Genomic DNA, 20644 nt, shown 5'->3' with positions numbered 1-20644 from the left:
ATTCAGGGGCCTGAGAGGGGAAACGCATGAAACAGGCATTTCGGGTGCTGCAGATCGCATTTACATACATTGGAACGGTGGTAGGAGCCGGTTTTGCAACAGGGCAAGAGATATTGCAGTTTTTTACCCAGTATGGCAAATGGGCCACCATTACCATCGGCTTATCGACCATACTCTTTGTCTGGTTAGGTACAAAAATGATGCTGATTGCCCATGATACCGGCTCGCGCTCTTACGAAGATCTCAACAAGCATTTATTCGGTCATAAAGCAGGAAACTGGATTACCTGGGTTACCCTTCTAATTCTCATCGGAGTAAACAGTGTCATGCTGGCCGGAGCCGGGTCGGTCTTTGTAGAGCATCTGGGGCTTCATTACCAGACAGGTCTGATTGTTACCCTTATAGGTACATATCTGCTGCTTGGACGGGGTATTCAGGCTATTCTGCAAATGAACAGTATCGTGGTACCCATGATGCTCCTGCTCTCCCTGCTTATGATCACCAGCACCATACATCATCCCGGCGCAAACCGATTTATTACATTAACCACTGACAGCAATCCTATCCAGGTCTGGTTATCTCCTCTGTTGTATACTTCATTCAACCTGGCACTTGCCCAAGCTGTACTCGTTCCGGTGGGAAATCAGATTCGTAGCCGAAAGGTACTGAAATGGGGCGGCGTTCTGGGCGGAATTGGTGTAGGATTCATGCTTATGGCAGCTCACTTCGCCATGTCAGCCCAGATGCCTGGCATCACACAATTTGAAATTCCAATGGGCAGCATTGCCTTTCAACTTGGATGGGTAGTCCAGTCTATCTATGTATCCCTGATCTTTATGGAAATCTTCACAACGTTTGTAGCCGATATTTATGGAATGACCCTCCAACTCAGACAGCATGTCCACGTACATCCCAAACTAATCATACTGGCCATCATGCTGCTATGTTATTCGCTCAGCCAGTTTGGATTTAGTTCACTGCTCTCTATCCTTTACCCCATTTTCGGCAGTTTGGCACTAATCTGGGGTGCAAAATTAGTAATGGATCGATGGGGAAGCTTTCGCGGACGCAAAAAACATCTATAACAACGTATCCTTTTGTTGCGAAATATCATTTCCCTAAACATAAAAAAGCCGCTGTTCACACAGCGGCTTCCTTCTTTTCCCTTTTCAGAAGTTAGAACTGGCTCGGAAATTGCAAATACATTTTTTTCAGTTCATTGACCGATCTGCCCAAAGAGTAATGGGTTTTGGCCTTCTCACATGCCGAACGAGCGAGCTCATAACGGTATGCCGGGTCAACCATCACCTTCTCCAGCGCTTCTGCCAGTGCAAACGGATCTTCTGAAGGTACCAGCAAGCCGTTGCTGCCGTTCTCGATCTGCTCTGGTATGCCGCCAACATCCGTACCTACAAGGGCAAGACAGCTAAGTGCTGCTTCCGCGAAAACAGACCCGAACGCCTCCGCCCGCGAAGGAAGTACAAAGATATCAAAAAATGGCATGAATTCCTCAGGGTGCAGCGTGTAACCATAAAAAATAGTCTCATTATAAATGCCCAGCCGCTGGGCCAATTCTTCCAAGTCTGGACGGATCGGTCCGTCCCCAATAATATGAAGCACATAATCTTGTCCCCGCGCTTTCAACTCGGCACAGGCTTTGAACAGAATATCCAGCCCTTTCGCCGGAACCAGACGGCATACGGTGACCAACTGTGGTATCGCATTCTCATGGGGAATTGGCTTAAACCTTTTCTCATCAAAACCATTCGGAATCACACCGATAACATCGGGATGCTGTACATAAGGCGCCAGATAACGACGGAAAGAATCCGATACTGTTAACAACCGCTCTGCCTGGTGCTCCAGCTCACCATAGATGGCCAGCAGGAATTGATGCTCCGGTCCGTTCGGCTCAATGCGTCCATTCAGAATCAGCTCTCGCTCATAACTGGAGTGGATCGTTTGAATGAGAGGAACATCCGGGAAAACCTTCTTCATTGCAAGCCCCGCAATAGGGTGATGGGCATGAATCAGATCGTAAGGCTTCTGAATACGCAGCTTGGTCCACCACAAATAATCCCGGTAGGTTTGCATATATTTTTGCACGACAGGACTGTCCTGATACTGAGTCCAATCGAACGTCTCAAACTGGATATCTTCCCTGCCCTTGTTGCGAATTCGCTTAGGCAACGAGAACAGATCCATCTCCCACCTCGGGGTTGTAAACCTCTCTTGCATATACGGAATCATAGAGGATACACCTCCGGGCTGCTCCGGAGGAAAGAAAAGCGCCTGCAGCAATCTCACCGTTAGTTTCCCCCTTTCTAGCATAAATCTTTTCATTACATCTTCAATCATGATATATCAGAACATATGTTCAGTAAAGGTACAAAATGAGATTCCTTATCACTCGCTCATTTACAGCCGAATAATAGAATTCATTTCAATATCAATTGTACCATGTTGCATCTGACGCTGACGACATTACGAATACTGTTAGGTACTGGGGAATTCCACTGGAAATAATCGCTCTCTGGTGCCTTTACTCTACTATACGTTATCTTTTTCATCTTGTTTGAGCGTACACCCTTACGCCGGAGTCGTATTTACAACATATTCAGAAGATGCTCGGCTAAGAAGCGGATGTATGATTTTGAAAGTTAAGCCTCTTTTGCCGACATACAAATGAAAGCCAGTGAGCAATGGTTGCCCCCGGCTTTTTGAATGTACTTCTTATGTTTGAATACAGCGTTTATACAGACAAGTGTGTGACCGCCTTCTGGTACGTACTGAAGCCGTTTGTTTCTCCCACAAAGGTATAGTCGTTACGCCCATAGAATGCGTTCAATGTTGCGTTCTCGGCTCCACAATCCAATCGGACGATATGTTTGTCCTCAAACTGTATGCCGCTGCTGGACCATTGCAAAATCGCCCTTCCCAATCCACTCTGGGCATACTTTCTGCGAATGGCTAATCGGTGCAGATAAAGTGCGCCATCCCCGGCATGCGCTTTGCTTCCCCACAAATGTACATCCCATGCACTTGGCTGGCTCATCAAAATAACCATGCCAGCTACGTCAGAACCCTTTTTAAATACAAATACGTCGCCACGCTGAATGGCCTCCGCCGTATTATGAGAATCCTCACCTTTTAACAAAGCATTCCATTGAGAAGAGCCCTGGCTCTGCAACCACTCGGCTGTTTCCATGAGCAGGGACATCACATCCTCCGTGTCTTCCGGCTGAGCCTGCAATGCCTTAAATTCATCATTGATGTAGTCTGTTGTGATACTGAATGAGTGCTTCATGATTCTCCTCCACTTCCAGGTCTCTCTTAAACTAATGGTACTATACCGGGAAATGGCTTGTTCGTCAAAAAGTAAACAAAAAAGGCAAGAGGCTGTGCCTCTTACCCTTCAATCTTCGCTTCATCAATAATTTGATTACGGTATAACATCGTGAGATGTAATGTATCAAATTCAAGCTCTTTGTCCAGCTCTCGCATCAGAACTTCAACCAGACTCTTTCGCTGAACACTTGTGCCGGGAACCTGATAATCGATATAGCCTGACAAATCCGCTTCTGAGGTATCAATCGTTGCTGTACCTACAGGTAACCCTCCGCGTTCTTGTAGAAACAGTTCATATACCCGAAACTCCCGATCTTTGCGCACCAACATTACATAACAGGCTTCTTCAGCAGCTTCAATCTCTTCGAGCTCTTCTTCGGACTCTATCTCATCCTCATCCGCAAAATCCCGGTGCACCCATTCCGCCGATTCCATCTCCTGCCCCTGATGCCACATGCGGATCGTAATCGTATCAATGATTTCTTCATCGAGCTCTCGTACCAACAGCTCGGCAGCCGCATCCTGATAACTCTCTGCCGGTTCATCATACCAATGGATCTCACCCTGTACATCAGCACCATATTGTTTCAGAGAGGCTTCGGCCAGTTCCTGTCCATTGGCGTCATTAAATACATAGGTAGATATGCTGCGTCCAGCGCTTACAAGCTCCATCTCGAGCAAATGTTCCGGGTCTTCATATGTAAATGATTCGCCTTGTGAGCCGGATATGACATGTACTTCATTTACACCAGCCCGATCACTTTTCCCATCGTGACTGTACTTATCTTCAGACCGTGACGACTGAATGAACACATCCGTTTGAGACTCTGGCTTCTGTAACACAGAATACAGTGTACCGCAGCTTACAAGCACTTCATACTCAGCAGCACTTACCGCATCCGCGAGAGAACGAATATATTCGTGCACTTGCTCCACAATATATTCTTCTGTCTCGTCAGGTAGCGAATTCTGCTCGATCTGAAGACTGCCGGATACCCGATCCCCTTCCCTGAACACAAGCAGCAGCGAACCCACATATTGACCGTCCACCATAATATCCTGCACTTCGCCACCTGATGTTCGAAGATCAGGAATCAGCTCTACTTTCAGTTCCATGCACTGTCCTCCTCGGTTCCTAACGTTATTCTATTAGGTTACCCTTGAGAGCGACAGTTTATAAGATACAACGCTATTCAGATTTTAAGAGCGAACTGTTAGACGGACAACACATATTTTTGGATAGCGTGGGCCACACCCTGATCGTTGTTCGAAAGTGTAACCTCATCCGCAGCAGCCTTAACTTCCTCCGGGGAATTGTCCATCGCAACCCCTTTGCCTGCAAAGGTCAACATTGTGATGTCATTGTAGTAGTTACCTACCGCCATGATCTCGGAAGGCAGGATTCCTTTTGCTTCGGCCAGTCTTTTTAGAGCTGCACCTTTGGAGGCTTCGGGATGCATCAGATCAATGAAAAAATCACCGCTACGCGTCATATAATATGGAAGATTCCAGGTCGACCACTCCTGTTGCACCGCATTCATCTGCTCGATGGGTCCAAACGCAGTGAATTTCGCAAGCGGCTCTGTCATATCCGCCCATTGCGGCAACTTTAATGGCTCTGCCATGAAGTTTTGATACATTTCGCGTACCTGCAACTCCAAACCTTCGGGCTGATCCACATAGAGTCCAAACGCCGTATTGATGTCAAAATGTACACCTTGCGTACGGCAGTAAGATATGAAAGGCTCCAGCCCCTGTCCATCCATGGCAAAATGGTGCACTACTTCGCGAGTCTGAACCTGTGCGGTCACCGCCCCATTATGTGTAATGACATATCCGTCAAGTCCCATCTGCTCCATAAACGGGATCGTATTCGCAGGACCTCTGCCTGAACACAGGACAATCTCAGCTCCCTGACGGGAAGCACGAATTAAGGTCTCTTGCGTCATTTCAGTAAGTTCATGATGATCATTAAGCAGTGTTCCATCGACATCCAGTGCGATTAATTTAATTGTCATTGTCTTCATTCCTTATCTGTAAAAGAGTCGCACCCACCCAAACCCTCCGAGGGAGGGCCCCAGAGGGCTCTGCCCTCTGGACTCCCGTCTCGTTTACAGCGGCGGTTTGGATCTTGCTATGTGACGGTCGGTGTGGGAGCGCTTGGTTGCCGGGTCTGCCGCTTGACAGCGGCGGTCCCGCCCAAGCTCAAGCGGGACCATTATGGGCAGGGCTTCCGCATCCTGCCCGGGCTCCCTGCTTTGCTTCGCAAAGGCCGGGAGCTGTTACTTCCGCAGACGATCTAACTCATCAGCGGTTAGTTCGCGATAACTGCCAATTTCCAAATTGGCATCCAGCTCCAGTTCACCCATAGCAACACGTCTCAAATAAACCACGCGTTTGCCTACAGCCTGGAACATTCTTTTCACCTGATGGAACTTGCCCTCATGAATGATCAATGAAATGGAAGAAAACACGCCTTCTTCCGTTTCCTCACGGTGAAGCACAGTCAGTTCCGCAGGCAACGTCTCATATCCATCATCCAGCTGAATGCCGGCTTTAAATTTTTCGATATCTTCTTCATCAACGTTCCCCAGCACACGGGCTTCATACGTCTTGGGTACATGTTTACGCGGGGATAACAGATCATGGGCAAGTGGCCCATCATTGGTTAGGATGAGCAAGCCTTCGGTATCTTTGTCGAGTCGTCCTACTGGGAATGGATCGAAGACACGCTCCTCTTTACGCAGCAGATCAATCACCGTTTTATCCCGATTATCTTCGGTTGCCGACACCACACCAGGTGGTTTGTGCAGCATCAGGTAGATCATTTCACGATACACGATCCGCTCTCCATCGGCTTCAATTACGTTTACGTCTGGATTAACCTGCACGCCACTGTCTTTCACCGGCTTACCGTCCACACGGATTCTGCCCTGCTTCACCATCTTTTTGAGTTCACTTCGTGACCCCACGCCCATATGGCTCAATATTTTATCCAGACGCAGCGTTTGTTTGCCTTTTCCACTCATACCGATGTCCACCTCCAGCCTGCTGGATATTCATTTTTCAGTACACCATCCAGCCATTTCCCCCAGCCAGCCGCAAAACCGTCCACACACACCAATACGAAACCTTTGGCCACCGTATCTGCTTGACGATCAACTCGTGCCTCTTCGATGTTCAAAGTTTCTCCTTTGAGATACCTTACTGCTTCACCCTCTGCCGAAGATAAATTAACGGATCTCTGGGCTTCAGCTGCATTCAAAGCGCATGCAAGCGGATGAGAGGGCACAAATCGCCCATTCTTCACGGTACCCATAAACCATCCCGGTCGTATAACCTTGAGCTCTTCCAGACGGGCAGCACCCACAGAAGATTGATACACGCGATCGCCGTAATACACCGGTTCTCCAGCAAGCTCAATTTCCAGATTTTCTTGTAAAAATTGAGCATACACCGTTCCTGGATCGACATTCGCCTGGTCGGTTCCTCGTCCCTGAGCCCGTTCGTTTTTGCGACCACCACGTTCGTTTCCTTTGCCCTGTTTTCCCTGAGCCTTGCCACCAAGGGTATGCCTGTCATTGCGTTCTCTGGATTCGGTTCTCATTAGACGTTCCCGTTTCCGCTCTTCTTTACTGATTGGTGCAGATATACGGATAAATGGATCTACCGATTCACTTGGTTCGGTGAAATCTGCTCCCACTGCCTGTCCAATTTGTAAAACACTGCCCTCTTCTTCATTTCCGTCTTCTTCTGCAAGAGATTCCCCACGATGCTGCAATACAGCAACATAATGTCCCTCCCCCTCCAACAGATGAGGCCACAACCTCGCAGTGCCGCGCGTTTGGTCCAGCACAGATCCCGTCTCTTCTGCTTTTTCGGGCAACATCTGACGCACCCATTCCGGTCGTCCTGGAGCAAATCCTGCACTTTCCGGGATGTCATTCACCACAAAATCAGGATTGATGTTCAGAAATTCCGCAATCATCGCTTCATTTTCCTCTGGCGCAAACGTACATGTGGAATATACGATGGTTCCTCCTGGAGCAAGCAGTTTGGCCGCAGTCTCCAGAATATCGCGCTGCATCAGCACACATTTTTCCACCGAATGATTTTCCCAGGATTTCACCATGTCCTCATCTTTACGGAACATGCCCTCACCCGAGCAAGGCGCATCGATTAACACTTTATCAAAATAATGAGGAAATGCATTGGCAATCCGTTCCGGAGATTCATTCAATACTACAGCATTGCGTACTCCATACAGTTCCACGTTTTTGGCGAGGGCTTTCGTACGTTCCGCATGGATATCATTCGTAACGAGTACACCCTTGCCTTGCAGCTTGGCTGCAATCTGGGTTGTTTTCCCGCCAGGAGCCGCACATAGATCCAGCACACGTTCCCCGGGTTTCACATTCAATAATTCAACCGGGGCCATGGCACTTGGTTCCTGGATATAATACAAACCCGCATGATAATAAGGATGTAACCCCGGCTTAACCCCGTGAGGCACATAAAAACCCGTTCCGCACCACGGAATGGGTCGCATATCAAATGGAGCAATTTCCTTGAATTGTTCCAGCGATATTTTTAACGTATTCACTCTCAGCCCCGCATGTGGCGACTGCTCATAAGATTTCATAAATTGTTCAAATTCATCGCCTAACAAGCTTTTCATTCGCTCGGCAAATATCGAAGGCAGCTGTACAGCCATAATCCCACTCATCCTGTCTTGTTAAAATTGCATATAGTTCTATGTTATCATATCCGGGCAATGCTTTCCTATTGCTTCATACATATTCCACTACAGCGTGTAATGTAGTATAATGGCAAGTAGATTGATTGATGTGCAAAAATTCGGGTGTTTATGCATATTATCCCATCCTGTCTTTTTGCCAAACTATATTTCGATATGATCGATGGGGGATGTCTTAATGAAATCCAAGAAGAAAAAGAAAAGTGCTGCGATCCTTATTTTCCTGGGTATTTTCGTCGTATTAATTGCAGCACTTGTCCTGGTGAATCAGCAATCCAAGAAACAAATGGACGCCGTGGGGAATGCTTATGGCATCGCCGCTTCCAAGCTTAATCCCGCAACCCGCGAATTGCTGGACGATCCGAACTACCAACAAATTATTTTGCCTGATGATCTGAAAGCCAGAATTGATAACAAAGACAGCTTCTTTGTATATTTCTTTGCCTCCGACTGCTCACACTGCCGTGCGACAACACCTCAGCTGATGCCACTGGTCGATGAGGAAGGTATTCAACTGCCTCAGTTCAATCTGCGCGAATTCGATTCTGGTTGGACCGATTATAACATTGAGTTCACACCGACTCTGGTATATTATCAGGATGGTGTTGAGAAAGAACGCATGGTTGGCGGGCTGCAGGAAAATGGCAGTGACAACGGTTATACGCTGGATGACTACAAGCAATTTTTCGAGAAATATAAAGGCAGTACTACTCCATCAGCAAGCTAATCGTATATTACTTCGTGGATGCGATGGATCCGCATGGATCATATTGTCCTTTGCATGGACAAGCTCTGGAATCATTCCAAACTTTAATGATGTCCTTTAATATCGAACACCCCGGCAAATTCCTCTAGAGGAACTGTCGGGGTGTTTTTTATAGATCATATATCTGACAATAGTTAATGATGAAGTGAATGATGACTTTCTATTACAAGCTTACTCGCTCTGCAAGTTCTGTTCTTGCTGCAATGCTTTCATCTTCTCTTCATAGATTCGTCCACGTGTAGGACTTCGGCGTTGGGGAATATTAGGCTTCAGTTCAAGAGCTCGTTCTCGAACCTCCCGGGCCAGCACCTCATCCTGAATCTGAATGTGCAAGTCTCTGTAAGGAAATTTCTGTGGCTCCGGACCCGAAAGTCCATGAACCAGCTCCTGTACTTCTTGCACCAACGGTCCTAGGGAAATGCCTCGCGAAGTTTCCGGATATGACTTTAACAGATCTACCGAACTCTGTAACATCATGCGTCCTCCGCGAAGGTTATCATTCCTGAAATGATACAGCCCCACTGCGATTTGCAGCAATCCTTTGTACAGAGAATCCCGATCCCGTTCAAGCCACAGTTCTTCCAATACCTCATGGCATTCAAAGTAGTCCTGATCGCGATTGAAGTAGATCAGATAGTCAACATACAGCGGCTCATAGCTGCTCATCCGGGTTTTCGCCCTTTCTAGCCGCATTCAGAAGTGCTTTCACATCATCCAGAAGGTCTTTTAACCCTTCCATATCATGACGCTCCCAGCAGTCATTGAAGCGCTTTTGTGCCTCTATCGCTTCGTTCACGAGGTGGTAGAAGTACAATTGATGTATGATGTTAAGCGTTCTTGATACAATATTGGAATCATCCTCAAAGGCCTTTTGCGCCTCCAGAATTTGCAGACGGATCGCCGACATCTCATTATCGAGTACAAAAGCGGCTTCCGCCGTCTTTTTCAATCTTGCGCGCATATCATCCGGCAGACTCTCCCGAAACTTGTAACTCAAGGAGTGCTCGATCGTGGCCCAGAAGTTCATCGCCAGTGTCCGAATCTGAATCTCGGCCAGCACATTCTTTTGCCCAAGAGCGGTCTGAACAGGATACTCAATAATCATATGGAAACTGCGGTAGCCGCTCTCTTTGAAATTAGTGATATAATCTTTCTCGATTAATACCGTCAAATCCTTGCGACCACGAATATACTCGGCTACTCGCCGAATATCATCCACAAACTGGCACATAATGCGAATACCTGCAATATCCTCAATTCCTGTTTCCACCTGATCAAGCGGCACATTCAGGCGTCTGGATTTCTCCAGAATGCTGGATATTTTTTTGACACGACCGGTAACGAATTCGATCGGGGCGTATTCTTCCCTTTTCTTAAGCTCCGCCCGCATCGTTTTAAACTTAACTTTCAATTCCTCTACCGCTTGTTCATAAGGAAGTAAAAATGTACCCCAGTCTCTACCGTCCATGCTTATGCCTCCTGTCTCTATAGCTTCCCCTGTTCTTATCCATTATACATGATGTTAAGCGGGGGGAAGAGTCCCGTACGACATTACCCTCTTCCACGCTTCTAATTTTCAATCCGGGAAACTCCGAAACATTGCTTAACGATGCTCTGCACCGACAGCTTCCGAAATATGACTGTAACCGTCTTTGCGCAGCAATTCACGCAGTCCGGCATGAATGCGCCGGTTCACTTCAGGTCCTTCATAGATCAATGCCGTATATATTTCCACTAGGCTGGCTCCTGCTTTAATCTTTTCGTAAGCATCTTCGCTTGTGAAAATGCCCCCCGATCCGATGATTGGCAGTTTTCCTTCTGTCTGGCGATAGATTTGGCGAATGATTTCCGTGGAACGGTCACGCAGCGGCTTGCCACTTAGTCCACCTGTCTCTTTGGCATGCTGATGGGACAGACCTTCTCGGCTAATCGTTGTATTCGTTGCGATGATTCCAGCAACTCCACTATCTGCAATGGTACTCACCATATATTCAAGCTCTTGGTCATTCACATCAGGTGCAATTTTGACCAGCACCGATTTAACGGAACCGCCCGCTCTGTTGCGCTGCGTCTCCATCTCATTCATGACAGCGGCAAGCAATTCCTTCAATTCATTCCCATGTTGCAGATTACGCAAATCCGGTGTATTTGGTGAACTGATATTCACCACGAACAGGTCCGCATAATCATATAGCGCCCGAATGCATTTTGCATAATCCAGATGCGCTTCTTCATTAGGTGTCGCCTTGTTCTTGCCTATATTAACGGCCACTGGAATTCGGCGCTCCTTGAGGCGTGCCAATTCGACTGCCATGGCTTCGGCTCCAAGGTTATTGAATCCCATCCGGTTCACCAATGCCTCATCGGGAGGCAGGCGGAATAACCTTGGCTGGTCGTTACCTGGCTGTGCAAGTGGTGTGACTGTGCCCACTTCCATGAAGCCAAACCCGATGGAAGAAAAGCCCGTTACAGCCTGTCCGTTTTTGTCCAAACCGGCCGCAAGTCCTACAGGTGTAGGGAAATGACATCCGAACATGTCCACAGCCAGATCCGATGTTTCACGCACGCCATACATGACACGCAAACCGGAAGGAACCGGGCGAATACTCCCCATTCCACTGAGGCCCCCGATAATTAGATGATGGGCCTGCTCAGGGTCCATTTTGAACAACAAGGGTTTAGCAAGACTTCTGTATAACAAATCACTCACTCCGTTCTGGTCCGGTACGCTGAAAAAATGCTTTCCGTCTTTTTCATATGTAAAAAAACACTCTATACACAAGTCTATCCGTTTCTTCTTCAAAAGGAAAGTAGTTTGAGCATAGACAGAAGGAATCGTATTATGCAAAATGCTCACAAGAAATCCACCCGCCTACTGGAAATGGCGAGTTGAATTCTTTACAATGGGAGCATGGCTACATCTATATAGCCTTATTCCATGAAGGAGGAACAGCCCATGGCTCCCAAACGCAAACCACCTACTTTGCAGCAAAAGAAAGATGAGGTCAACCGGAAAGCCATTATCTGGACGGCAGCCAGCGTCGGTGGACTGATCATTATCATTGGTGCGCTTATTATTATCGCCAACCTGTAAATGCTTCAACCGACTGTTTCTGCATCTACATACCAATCCAGCATGGATTTTACGTTTTCTTCGGTCTGAATCACTTGGTTTTTCGTTTAATTCAACCAATGATACGTCTTATTCGGATTATTTTGCTTGGGAACAAGTGTGTACCGGTAGCGATCCTTTGCTTCTGGAACAATTGCTGTCTCTGGCAGTAAATCTTTCCCGATGCGTACCGGAGTTCCCTGAGGAGCAAGAGCAAATAGCTCTTCCACATCTTCAGTACTCATTCTCACACATCCAAGGGATTCATCCAGCCCGATACTGTTTGGCTCGTTGGTCCCATGGATGGCATAATTCGTGTCCGATAGCTGCATTCCCCTACTCCCAAATTCGCCGTTGGAGCGACCATTTGGATTTACAACCTTGTCTGAAATCACAAACGAACCCTCTGGAGTACGATCTCCCCCAAGCCCCACCTCGTAATTCCGAATAATGGTGTTGCCACTAATCAATGCAAGCTTATGTCTGCTCTTGTCCACGATGATCTCAAGCCGATCCTGCAAAAAAGGCTTTCCGCCTAATGTATCCACAAATGCAGCTTTTTTTCCTTGCGGCGAATCTGAACTTTCACCGGTTCCCTCATCTGTGTTTTTCCCTTTTCCCATTATCCCTTGTTGATGCATAGCTAGTAGTGTCGGAAACATCCGGGTCATGCCAGGTGCAGTCTCTCCCAAAATATTATTTGGAAATGGCTGGGCAAGTTGCGCAACACTTTTCGGCCAGCTTCCGTTTTGTTTCTTATATGTAATCATTGCACTCGACAGAGCTGCCGCGGATTCCTGTTTGGCTGTCCAGGCCTGTGCCAGCCGCTTGATCTCCGGTGATACTTCCGGTGGTTTACAGTTACACTGTTTGGCATCATAACTCTGTGCCGTTAATTTGCCACTGCTGTTCGTCTGAACGATGTATTTCACCGACATATTTCGCTTCCATAATGTCCAGTTACCTGCGACCTGCATTCCAAGCACAGCCGACGTCTGCACTTTGACACCAGAGCCCGACCATGCAGCTGCAAGTGCAGCCTCACCCTGGTCACCTCCACCGAATGCTCCAGCTGTAAACACATTGGAATTCGTAATAAGAGCCTGGTCTTCCTTCGGGCTATTCCCTGATTCGTTATCCGCAGAATCGTCCATCGGTTCCAACGCTGAAGCCAAAGCCTCGGCTGCATCCCGATTGAAACCGGGAGCATCCGCAGGTGGTAATCCTGCCAGTACAAGCAACATCAGTAGGGTGAGCCACATCTTGCGAACACGATGTTTTTTCTCCTTTTGCTCAGCCATCTCAACCAGCTTCTCCTGATAATCCACCCATATATCTGCCGGTGCCTTACTTCGCTCGAAAGCCTCGTAGACTTCACCCGCCTGTTGAAAACAATAATTCGCCTTGGCCTCCTGCCCTTCACCCAAATATTCCTTACCGAGTAAATACCAGGCCATTTTATTATCAGGATGTTTCTTTACATATGTTCGTAGGTGAGTATTTTGCATCCGATCCTCCATCATTTCGCCTTTTTCCGTTTCTATATATATCGGCAAATGATGACAAGAAATCCATAGGACTTGAGTACCCGGATCTTAACCCCAACATTCGACAAAAAAAGCACGTCCCACTGCCTCAAAGGCAGAAGAATGTGCTTTTATATGTTCATATGAAAGGAATTAACCTTCTTTGTTGAAAGGTTCATCCGCTACTTTAATGGAGTCCGTAGGGCAGCCGTCGCAAGCATCCTGCATGTCGTCGAACAAGTCATCCGGAATTGCTTTGATCCCTTTGTTGGCATCCCCATCGAAGATTACTTCTGCCAAACCTTCATCATCATAATCATAAATGTCTGGCGCCGTTGCTCCGCATGCTCCGCACGCAATACATGTATCTTTTTCAACCCAAGTAAATTTACTCATTACCAATCTCTCCTCCTATTATTCAAAAACGTACAGTATTTTTATCTAGAAACATATTAATACAAAGTAAGAGTTATTACAAATAATTTTAACAGCCTCAAGACTCCATTATGCCCTATTTAATCGGGACTTTGCAAATTATCTTTTTGCAGCGATGTTCCCCGGACCTTATGATTACGCAGTAATACGGAAGGATCATCCCCCAGCATTCCAGCTGTAACGACAGCATTCTCACCAAATTTGTCACGTAACTGATCCATAATGCGAATTAGGTTTTCCTTCTTCGGCTTCTGCTCATATTCAAACAGATCAAGCTGTATCACCGACTCCTCACGCGGAATCAACGTTTGAAGGGTCACACCCAACATACGAACAGGCTTCCCGCCGCCCCAATGTTTCGCAAATAAAGCACAAGCCTCCCGGTATATGATTGATGCATCTTCAGTAGGCACTTCCATCATCCGTGATCTCGTAATCGTCTTCATATCTGGTGTACGAATCGTAATCTGAATGCCCTGACTGAGCATTTCGTGCTTGCGCAACCGTCTGGCAACCTGATCACTTATATTCAGCAGTACCCGATGCACATCATCCATTTCAGATATATCCGCAGGTAACGTTGTTGTGTGTCCGATCGATTTGTTCGCTTCACGTTCAGCCTGAACTGCCGAATGATTAATGCCGTTTGCTGAATTTTTTAACCAAGAGCCATTAATTCCAAACACATCGGTTAACATCCGTTCGTCTGATTTGGCAAGTTGTCCTATTGTTTCAATGCCCAGTTTCTTCAGCTTTTCCGCTGTCTTTTTCCCGATCCCAAACATCTCGTTACAAGGTCTATGCCATAAAATCTGAGGTACATCTCTCATCCGCAAAATTGAAATGCCATTAGGCTTTTTCAAATCAGAGGCCATCTTGGCAAGCAGCTTGTTGGGTGCAATTCCGATCGAACAGGGCATCCCCAACTCATCCCGGATTCTGGTCTGAATACTTTCCGCAATTTCCAGCGGTGTACCGAACTGTCTGGACCCTGTAATATCGAGGTAACACTCATCGATTGAGGTCGCTTCAAGCAGCGGTGTATAACTGTAAGCTATTTTCATGAATTCTTTCGAATACCTACGATATAAATGAAAATCCGGACGAATCACAATTAAGTCAGGACATTTCTTCAATGCTTGATGAACAACCATGCCTGTAGAAATACCCCTGTTTCGAGCTGTGTATGAACAAGTTACTATGACACCTTTGCGCACTTCACTACTGCCAGCAACGGCCGTCGCTTTTCCTCTATATAATTCCGGTTCCTCGGCTTCATGTACAGAGCAATAAAAAGCATTCATATCGACATGCAAAATCACTCGTCCGGCGGTAGGATAATATCGATCTACATTTATGTTGTTATGCGTCTCGTCCGAAGACATGATCTACCACCGCCCTTTCGTATACACAATTCCGTTAAATGCAATCTCTACTCTATTATATCAAAATCCCTTATGTAAAAATCATTTATGTCCCCTTATTTTCGGAGAGATTTAACGATCGATCGAATGATACCCCACACGGCAACGACGATAATAGCAATTATAATGAATGAAATAATTGTATTCTCCCACACAAAATGCATCCTCTTCCCTCCATTTATAAAGACAAGATTTGAATCCATATTTTATCCTGGAATACTTGTATTAAGATGAAGCATAACATATGACAAGACTACGTTCACAGCTCACTTAACTATACAATCCATCATTTGTTACACCAAATGGTGAATTCGATGTAGCATTTGGCGATAATGGTGCTATAATAATTAATTATACAAATTCACGATTTTAGGACAAATCTACACTTTGAATTTAATACAGTGTAGCGGTACAGAATCGAAGGATTCGTCACCAACATGCTCATATGTTTTTTAAACACACCATTAAACTTTCTAAAAAAAAGCGCTTCATCTTAAAGGAGGATCTTCATGTCAAAGGCCATCTCCATCTTCGATACGACTTTACGTGACGGCACACAAGGGGAGGGAGTCAGCTTATCGGCAGATGACAAGCTCAAAATTGCCAAGAAGCTCGATGACCTGGGTGCTCATTATATTGAAGGCGGAATTCCAGGCAGCAATACCAAGGACATTGAGTTTTTCAAAAGAGTCAAGGAACTGAACCTGAACGCGAAGGTTGTCGCTTTTGGCAGTACACGTCGTAAAGGCAGCATCGCCAGTGAAGACGCCAACTTGAAGCGCATGATTGAATCCGGTGCTCAGGCAGCAACTCTGGTTGGGAAATCATGGGATTTCCACGTGCACACAGCTTTGCAAACCACTTTGGAAGAAAACCTGTCCATGATCTACGACTCCATTGCCTATCTGAAACAAAACGGTATGGAAGTCATCTTTGATTCAGAGCATTTCTTTGACGGATTCAAACACAATCCGGAATACGCACAGGCCGTATTGACCAAAGCCCATGAAGCTGGAGCGGACTGGCTTGTAATGTGTGACACCAACGGTGGAACAATGCCGCATGAGGTGTACGAGATCGTATCCACTCTCGCTGGACGCCTTCCACAAGCTCATCTGGGCATTCATACACATAATGACTGTGAACTTGCTGTAGCCAACACCTTAAGCGCTGTACAAGCTGGTGCCAGACAGGTGCAAGGTACGATGAACGGTTATGGAGAAAGATGTGGTAATGCTAATCTAGCTTCCATTATCCCTAACCTGCAACTGAAGCTTGGATATGAGTGCGTTTCTGAGGATTCAATGAGACAGCTCACGAATGTTGCCCGTTATGTCAGTGAGATTGCCAACGTAAATATGCCAATCAACCAGCCTTACGTCGGAAATGCTGCTTTCGCTCACAAGGGCGGTATTCACGTCTCTGCCATATTGCGTGATTCCCGAACTTACGAACACATCGTTCCTGAGTTGGTTGGTAATAAACAGCGTGTGCTCGTCTCCGAACTGGCAGGACAAAGTAACATTGTGTCCAAAGCACAGGAACTGGGTCTTGAATTCGATCCAAGCAGTGCCAACTCACGTCAGATCATTGAGAAAATCAAAGATCTGGAACATCAGGGCTATCAGTTCGAAGGCGCCGATGCCTCTCTTGAATTGTTGATCCGCGAAGCCAACGGTGACATGAAAGAATTGTTTACCTTTGAATCGTTCAAGATGCTTGTTGAAAAAGTGGCTGGCAAGTCTGTTGTTTCGGAAGCCTTTGTTAAACTTAACGTAGGCGGAACAAGTGCGTATACCGCAGCTGAAGGCAACGGTCCGGTTAATGCACTGGATAACGCACTTCGGAAAGCGCTTGTGCAGTATTTCCCTTCCCTTGCCAACATGCATCTGTCCGACTATAAAGTACGTGTTCTGGATGAGAAAGATGCTACTGCCGCGAAGGTTCGTGTATTAATTGAATCCAAAAACACAGAAAACACATGGAATACGGTCGGTGTATCCGAGAACGTGATTGAAGCGAGCTGGGAAGCCCTCGTACACAGTTTCCGTTATGCCCTTCTTCAGGAAAAATTGCAGGACGAGCCTGGCGTAGTCAACATCCCTGCTCACGGACTAAGCAACCATTAATGCATATTTCCCGGAAAATAAAAGAAGCGCCTGTCTCCAAAAAACATTGGAAGACAGGCGCTTTTGCTTCTCGCTTGGCTAGCTTCTTGCTTGGCTAATCCTCAATTAACTCCTTGATTTTACGCTCCAGCTCTTTCTCAGGTAAAATCCCCAAGATAATTTCCTGAACGACTCCTCGGGAATCAATCAGTACATTCGTCGGAAAAGCTAAACCGTTATATTTGGCATATGCTGTTCCGTCTTCATCAAGCAGAATAGGGAACGTCAGTTTGTATTCATCTACAAAAGCTTTGGCATCCCTGATTTTATCGTACGTAGTTACATTCACACCGTAGAGATCCAGTTTATCCTTGTATTTTGCTGCTAATGTATTGAGCGCAGGAGCTTCCTGCTTGCACGGTTCACACCAGGATGCCCAGAAACTGACGAAGATGGCCTTATCCTTGGCCCCACCTACAGCGTAGGTTTTCCCATCCATGGCTTGCAAAGAGAACGCTGGTGCCAGTAAACCCGCTTTCGGCCCCGTCTCCGTCGGCATTGGCTCCTCTTGCTTAAACACGGCTGCGATTCCGTTGTCTGCATTTTGAGCCAAAGCAATGCCCACAAGCAATACAACACCCAGCAGTATGTATATATTTCGTTTCATGACCAGCCACCCTTTTGTATAATCAAACATATCGAGATTCACGCTCTTCTAACATGTGAGATATTTCAGGCTCTCTCTCATATTGTACCCTTTTCCTTTAAAATTTTACAATCCGGGTCACACAAAATAAAATAAAAAAGGACTCCTGCCGAAGCAGGAGCCAAAGAGAGAGGGGTGAATACAAATGACAGCACCTCATGGGCAGCAAAACACCTTCTACATCCCTTCCTCCGTAGAACAGGAGATGTCTAAGTACATGTTCGCTTCACTGCCACAGGAAACCTGCGGGGTTGTGCTGGGTGAAGCCGCAGCGGGCGGCATACGAATCAGTCGGTTTCAGCCCATTCGTAACGTAGCACCTGACCCGCTGCACCATTTTGCATTGGATGATGCCGAATGGATCCGGTGTGTGTTCAATGAGCCACAACTTATCGGACTCTTTCACTCCCACCCCCGAACCACTCCCGTACCTTCCAATGAGGATCTGCGTAACCTACCGATTTTCGCCGGACTACTCCAGGTATATTTTATAGGCTCGCCTGATCAGACAACTGGTACACAATCAAAGATGCTTCTAAAGGGTTATCAAATTCATGCAAGTATTGATTCAAGCATTGGAATGAGCCATGTCCAATCATACAGCTTACAGCCCGCCCAGTTATGCGTGACTTAACTGAGTGTACAGATCACCTAATGTTTCTACATTTTTGCGAGACATATCCTCCAGATAACAGGACCATAACTGTGCAGTCATTTTGGCGTCCTCCAAGGCGTGGTGGCGTCCATAGATCGGAATGCTTTTGGATTCCAGCAATTCATCCAGACCATAGCCCGGTCTGTTCGGTTCAAGCCAACGTGCCAGCATCATCGTATCGATGAGCCGGTGCGTTAGCCTTACTTTGGATGTCCGCCACAAGGCCGCATTCAGAAAAGCCCGATCATGCGCACTTGCATGGGCAACCAGTACACTTCCGCCAACAAAAGACATGAAGTCATGCAAACCTTCCAGGAGCGACGGAGCATCCATCGTCATTTCCTGTGTAATTCCCGTCAGTTCGGTAATGTGTTCCGGAACGGAGACTTTGGACTGAACCAACGTATAGAATTGCTCATTCTCCAGCATCACACCGCCATTAATACGAACCGCCCCAAAGGAAAGGATCTCATCCCCATGCTGGGGAGAGAAGCCCGTCGTTTCCAGATCAAATACGACAGCATTCAATTCGTTCAAGGGTGTGTGTAGCACCTCGGGTCTGCGCTGTTCTCTCATCATCGAACGGATAAACGCCATATGTTGCGCCGTAGGGGCTCCCATTATGGAAGCGATGGCGGAAGGAACCCCTCCCTGGCGCAGCGAATTCCAGAATCCAGTATTGCCCCTTGCCGGCTCTCTCATGGACGTCTCCTTTCTGCAAAACGAAGTTGTCTTTGCAGCGCACGATGTACTCGCCGCACCAACCCTAACGTATCCCGGAGTTCATAATGTATTTGTTTTTCCTTCAATTGCTTCTCATTCAGGAAACCACCACTATGCTGCAACCCTTGTTTGACCACAATGGGTGTACTGCGTCGCAGCTTCAAAGCCGTCATAAATGAACGCTGAGCTGCATCCAGCAATGTAAGCGGAACTGCTTCGAGCGAGACCAACCTCTGAATCCGCTTGAGTGTGGACGTTTCTTTGATACCATGCTGTAAAGCCAGAAAACGCGCACTGTTCACCAGAGGAATATACAGGCCATATTTCACATCAAATCCACCTGCATGTTCACCGAATCGTTCCGTTACGACCCTTCCAAGAATGTTCAGCGTCGCCTTGTGTTTAACGGTATTGCGCAGCACAGCATCGGAAAGCTCAGGAACCGATCTGAACCCTTCATAAAATGCAGAAATCCATTCCTCCGCAAGCTCTGGATCACCTGCAACAAAACGCATGTCTGAAGCGATAATTAGATTGCGAACCGGCTCCCATGACAGGTCCGATCCCCACGCTATCAGTTGTTCCTTCCAAGATTCCAGCGTTTTCCTCCATAGAGGCTCTGAACACATCACTTTGCCTTCACATTTGGCGTAACCAAGTACCTCCAACATATCGGTCATTCGAAGTCCGAGTTCGGCAAAATATGTCTCTTTCCCCTTATGAGGGATATCACTGATAATCATGCCATTATCCTGATCACTCCATAACGTCGCTTCTTGCCTGCCGGAACTGCCAAAAACGATAAAGGCATAGGGGACGGGAGGTCGGCCTAAGCCTTCCTCTACCATCCCCTGGATGCATAACTCTACTGCCCGCCGAGCAACCCGGTCATGCAGGTCATTTACCGTCTGGTACCATTCAATCGGCGACAAGGAAGCGGACAACAGTTCCTGGAGCTCATTCTGCAATATCACACGTGCCTGGCGCAGTTCTTGAGAAGATGCCGCACCATCTATTCCCTGATAGGACCAGGATTGATTTATATACGGGATGGGTTCCATCATGTCCAGCCTCCTTGAAGCATG

At 46.9% G+C, this 20644-nt stretch carries 20 protein-coding genes; 5 read left to right on the top strand and 15 right to left on the bottom strand.

Features of this window, described 5'->3' with window-relative positions; genetic code table 11:
• Positions 1 to 26 precede the first annotated feature (26 nt).
• Positions 27 to 1085, top strand: coding sequence for a hypothetical protein (locus ACDJ58_RS08945; RefSeq protein ID WP_413377195.1), 1059 nt, complete (start codon positions 27 to 29; stop codon positions 1083 to 1085).
• A gap of 91 nt (positions 1086 to 1176) precedes the next feature.
• Here ACDJ58_RS08945 and ACDJ58_RS08940 read toward each other — a convergent pair whose 3' ends face one another.
• The 6 genes from ACDJ58_RS08940 to ACDJ58_RS08915 form a co-directional block, all read right to left on the bottom strand.
• Entirely contained in the window at positions 1177 to 2307 is a 1131-nt protein-coding gene (locus ACDJ58_RS08940) for a glycosyltransferase family 4 protein (protein ID WP_413377193.1), read from the bottom strand.
• 445 nt (positions 2308 to 2752) lie between these two features.
• The gene (locus ACDJ58_RS08935; protein ID WP_413377191.1) at positions 2753 to 3307 is read right to left on the bottom strand and encodes a GNAT family N-acetyltransferase; all 555 of its coding nucleotides are present in this window, start codon (positions 3305 to 3307) and stop codon (positions 2753 to 2755) included.
• 101 nt (positions 3308 to 3408) lie between these two features.
• On the bottom strand, positions 3409 to 4464 hold the full coding sequence (locus tag ACDJ58_RS08930) for a hypothetical protein (protein WP_413377189.1): 1056 nt from the start codon (positions 4462 to 4464) through the stop codon (positions 3409 to 3411).
• A 98-nt stretch (positions 4465 to 4562) separates the two neighbouring features.
• Positions 4563 to 5366 carry a Cof-type HAD-IIB family hydrolase gene (locus ACDJ58_RS08925; RefSeq protein WP_064639188.1) on the bottom strand — a complete coding sequence of 268 codons (804 nt, stop codon included), beginning with the start codon at positions 5364 to 5366 and terminating at the stop codon, positions 4563 to 4565.
• A gap of 264 nt (positions 5367 to 5630) precedes the next feature.
• Positions 5631 to 6377, bottom strand: a complete 747-nt coding sequence (locus ACDJ58_RS08920; protein WP_413377187.1) for a pseudouridine synthase — start codon at positions 6375 to 6377, stop codon at positions 5631 to 5633.
• Entirely contained in the window at positions 6374 to 8062 is a 1689-nt protein-coding gene (locus ACDJ58_RS08915; RefSeq protein ID WP_413377185.1) for an RsmB/NOP family class I SAM-dependent RNA methyltransferase, read from the bottom strand. Before ACDJ58_RS08915 ends, ACDJ58_RS08920 begins: the two co-directional genes overlap by 4 nt.
• Positions 8063 to 8282: 220 nt before the next feature.
• Between ACDJ58_RS08915 and ACDJ58_RS08910 the strand changes: the two genes are divergently transcribed.
• Complete coding sequence (locus ACDJ58_RS08910; protein ID WP_413377183.1) at positions 8283 to 8831, top strand: thioredoxin family protein; 549 nt, start codon at positions 8283 to 8285, stop codon at positions 8829 to 8831.
• 210 nt (positions 8832 to 9041) lie between these two features.
• Here ACDJ58_RS08910 and ACDJ58_RS08905 read toward each other — a convergent pair whose 3' ends face one another.
• The 3 genes from ACDJ58_RS08905 to ACDJ58_RS08895 all read right to left on the bottom strand — a co-directional run bounded on the left by ACDJ58_RS08905 (position 9042) and on the right by ACDJ58_RS08895 (position 11571).
• Positions 9042 to 9536, bottom strand: a complete 495-nt coding sequence (locus ACDJ58_RS08905) for a DUF309 domain-containing protein (RefSeq protein WP_413377181.1) — start codon at positions 9534 to 9536, stop codon at positions 9042 to 9044.
• Positions 9523 to 10338, bottom strand: a complete 816-nt coding sequence (locus ACDJ58_RS08900; RefSeq protein ID WP_053783647.1) for a GTP pyrophosphokinase family protein — start codon at positions 10336 to 10338, stop codon at positions 9523 to 9525. Before ACDJ58_RS08900 ends, ACDJ58_RS08905 begins: the two co-directional genes overlap by 14 nt.
• Positions 10339 to 10473: 135 nt before the next feature.
• Positions 10474 to 11571 (bottom strand): quinone-dependent dihydroorotate dehydrogenase, encoded by a 1098-nt coding sequence (locus tag ACDJ58_RS08895; RefSeq protein ID WP_413379561.1) that lies wholly within the window; start codon positions 11569 to 11571, stop codon positions 10474 to 10476.
• 255 nt (positions 11572 to 11826) lie between these two features.
• On the opposite strand from ACDJ58_RS08895, the gene ACDJ58_RS08890 reads away from it, so the two are divergent.
• Positions 11827 to 11964, top strand: coding sequence for a hypothetical protein (locus ACDJ58_RS08890; protein ID WP_162842436.1), 138 nt, complete (start codon positions 11827 to 11829; stop codon positions 11962 to 11964).
• A gap of 86 nt (positions 11965 to 12050) precedes the next feature.
• Here the strand turns inward: ACDJ58_RS08890 and ACDJ58_RS08885 are convergent, their stop codons facing one another.
• The 3 genes from ACDJ58_RS08885 to ACDJ58_RS08875 all read right to left on the bottom strand — a co-directional run bounded on the left by ACDJ58_RS08885 (position 12051) and on the right by ACDJ58_RS08875 (position 15328).
• A complete protein-coding gene (locus ACDJ58_RS08885) occupies positions 12051 to 13490 on the bottom strand; it encodes a L,D-transpeptidase family protein (RefSeq protein WP_413377178.1) in 1440 nt (479 codons plus the stop codon).
• A gap of 171 nt (positions 13491 to 13661) precedes the next feature.
• The gene (locus ACDJ58_RS08880; RefSeq protein WP_024629252.1) at positions 13662 to 13904 is read right to left on the bottom strand and encodes a ferredoxin; all 243 of its coding nucleotides are present in this window, start codon (positions 13902 to 13904) and stop codon (positions 13662 to 13664) included.
• A 119-nt stretch (positions 13905 to 14023) separates the two neighbouring features.
• The gene (locus tag ACDJ58_RS08875; RefSeq protein ID WP_413377176.1) at positions 14024 to 15328 is read right to left on the bottom strand and encodes a DNA polymerase IV; all 1305 of its coding nucleotides are present in this window, start codon (positions 15326 to 15328) and stop codon (positions 14024 to 14026) included.
• 548 nt (positions 15329 to 15876) lie between these two features.
• On the opposite strand from ACDJ58_RS08875, the gene cimA reads away from it, so the two are divergent.
• Complete coding sequence (gene cimA, locus ACDJ58_RS08870; protein ID WP_413377174.1) at positions 15877 to 17496, top strand: citramalate synthase; 1620 nt, start codon at positions 15877 to 15879, stop codon at positions 17494 to 17496.
• 94 nt (positions 17497 to 17590) lie between these two features.
• On the opposite strand, the gene ACDJ58_RS08865 is transcribed toward cimA, so the two are convergent.
• Positions 17591 to 18142 carry a TlpA family protein disulfide reductase gene (locus ACDJ58_RS08865; RefSeq protein WP_413377172.1) on the bottom strand — a complete coding sequence of 184 codons (552 nt, stop codon included), beginning with the start codon at positions 18140 to 18142 and terminating at the stop codon, positions 17591 to 17593.
• A 184-nt stretch (positions 18143 to 18326) separates the two neighbouring features.
• Here ACDJ58_RS08865 and ACDJ58_RS08860 point away from each other — a divergent pair, with 184 nt between their 5' ends.
• Positions 18327 to 18815 carry a M67 family metallopeptidase gene (locus ACDJ58_RS08860; protein WP_413377170.1) on the top strand — a complete coding sequence of 163 codons (489 nt, stop codon included), beginning with the start codon at positions 18327 to 18329 and terminating at the stop codon, positions 18813 to 18815.
• Here ACDJ58_RS08860 and ACDJ58_RS08855 read toward each other — a convergent pair.
• Positions 18801 to 19538, bottom strand: a complete 738-nt coding sequence (locus ACDJ58_RS08855) for an exonuclease domain-containing protein (RefSeq protein WP_413377168.1) — start codon at positions 19536 to 19538, stop codon at positions 18801 to 18803. The genes ACDJ58_RS08860 and ACDJ58_RS08855 overlap by 15 nt on opposite strands.
• Positions 19535 to 20629 (bottom strand): DUF294 nucleotidyltransferase-like domain-containing protein, encoded by a 1095-nt coding sequence (locus tag ACDJ58_RS08850; RefSeq protein ID WP_413379559.1) that lies wholly within the window; start codon positions 20627 to 20629, stop codon positions 19535 to 19537. Before ACDJ58_RS08850 ends, ACDJ58_RS08855 begins: the two co-directional genes overlap by 4 nt.
• Positions 20630 to 20644 lie beyond the last annotated feature (15 nt).

The sequence above is a fragment of the Paenibacillus taichungensis genome (genome assembly GCF_047302525.1).
Taxonomy (GTDB): Bacteria; Bacillota; Bacilli; order Paenibacillales; family Paenibacillaceae; genus Paenibacillus; species Paenibacillus taichungensis_B.
This window is presented reverse-complemented; position numbering and strand designations above follow the sequence as displayed.

What these genes read in the sequence shown, in the direction of transcription:
- ACDJ58_RS08945 (WP_413377195.1), top strand. Translation starts at nt 27, where the DNA reads ATGAAACAGGCATTTCGGGTGCTGCAGATCGCATTTACATACATTGGA.
- ACDJ58_RS08935 (WP_413377191.1), bottom strand. Translation starts at nt 3,307, where the DNA reads ATGAAGCACTCATTCAGTATCACAACAGACTACATCAATGATGAATTT.
- ACDJ58_RS08930 (WP_413377189.1), bottom strand. Translation starts at nt 4,464, where the DNA reads ATGGAACTGAAAGTAGAGCTGATTCCTGATCTTCGAACATCAGGTGGC.
- ACDJ58_RS08925 (WP_064639188.1), bottom strand. Translation starts at nt 5,366, where the DNA reads ATGACAATTAAATTAATCGCACTGGATGTCGATGGAACACTGCTTAAT.
- ACDJ58_RS08920 (WP_413377187.1), bottom strand. Translation starts at nt 6,377, where the DNA reads ATGAGTGGAAAAGGCAAACAAACGCTGCGTCTGGATAAAATATTGAGC.
- ACDJ58_RS08915 (WP_413377185.1), bottom strand. Translation starts at nt 8,062, where the DNA reads ATGGCTGTACAGCTGCCTTCGATATTTGCCGAGCGAATGAAAAGCTTG.
- ACDJ58_RS08910 (WP_413377183.1), top strand. Translation starts at nt 8,283, where the DNA reads ATGAAATCCAAGAAGAAAAAGAAAAGTGCTGCGATCCTTATTTTCCTG.
- ACDJ58_RS08905 (WP_413377181.1), bottom strand. Translation starts at nt 9,536, where the DNA reads ATGAGCAGCTATGAGCCGCTGTATGTTGACTATCTGATCTACTTCAAT.
- ACDJ58_RS08900 (WP_053783647.1), bottom strand. Translation starts at nt 10,338, where the DNA reads ATGGACGGTAGAGACTGGGGTACATTTTTACTTCCTTATGAACAAGCG.
- ACDJ58_RS08890 (WP_162842436.1), top strand. Translation starts at nt 11,827, where the DNA reads ATGGCTCCCAAACGCAAACCACCTACTTTGCAGCAAAAGAAAGATGAG.
- ACDJ58_RS08885 (WP_413377178.1), bottom strand. Translation starts at nt 13,490, where the DNA reads ATGCAAAATACTCACCTACGAACATATGTAAAGAAACATCCTGATAAT.
- ACDJ58_RS08880 (WP_024629252.1), bottom strand. Translation starts at nt 13,904, where the DNA reads ATGAGTAAATTTACTTGGGTTGAAAAAGATACATGTATTGCGTGCGGA.
- ACDJ58_RS08875 (WP_413377176.1), bottom strand. Translation starts at nt 15,328, where the DNA reads ATGTCTTCGGACGAGACGCATAACAACATAAATGTAGATCGATATTAT.
- cimA (WP_413377174.1), top strand. Translation starts at nt 15,877, where the DNA reads ATGTCAAAGGCCATCTCCATCTTCGATACGACTTTACGTGACGGCACA.
- ACDJ58_RS08865 (WP_413377172.1), bottom strand. Translation starts at nt 18,142, where the DNA reads ATGAAACGAAATATATACATACTGCTGGGTGTTGTATTGCTTGTGGGC.
- ACDJ58_RS08860 (WP_413377170.1), top strand. Translation starts at nt 18,327, where the DNA reads ATGACAGCACCTCATGGGCAGCAAAACACCTTCTACATCCCTTCCTCC.
- ACDJ58_RS08855 (WP_413377168.1), bottom strand. Translation starts at nt 19,538, where the DNA reads ATGAGAGAGCCGGCAAGGGGCAATACTGGATTCTGGAATTCGCTGCGC.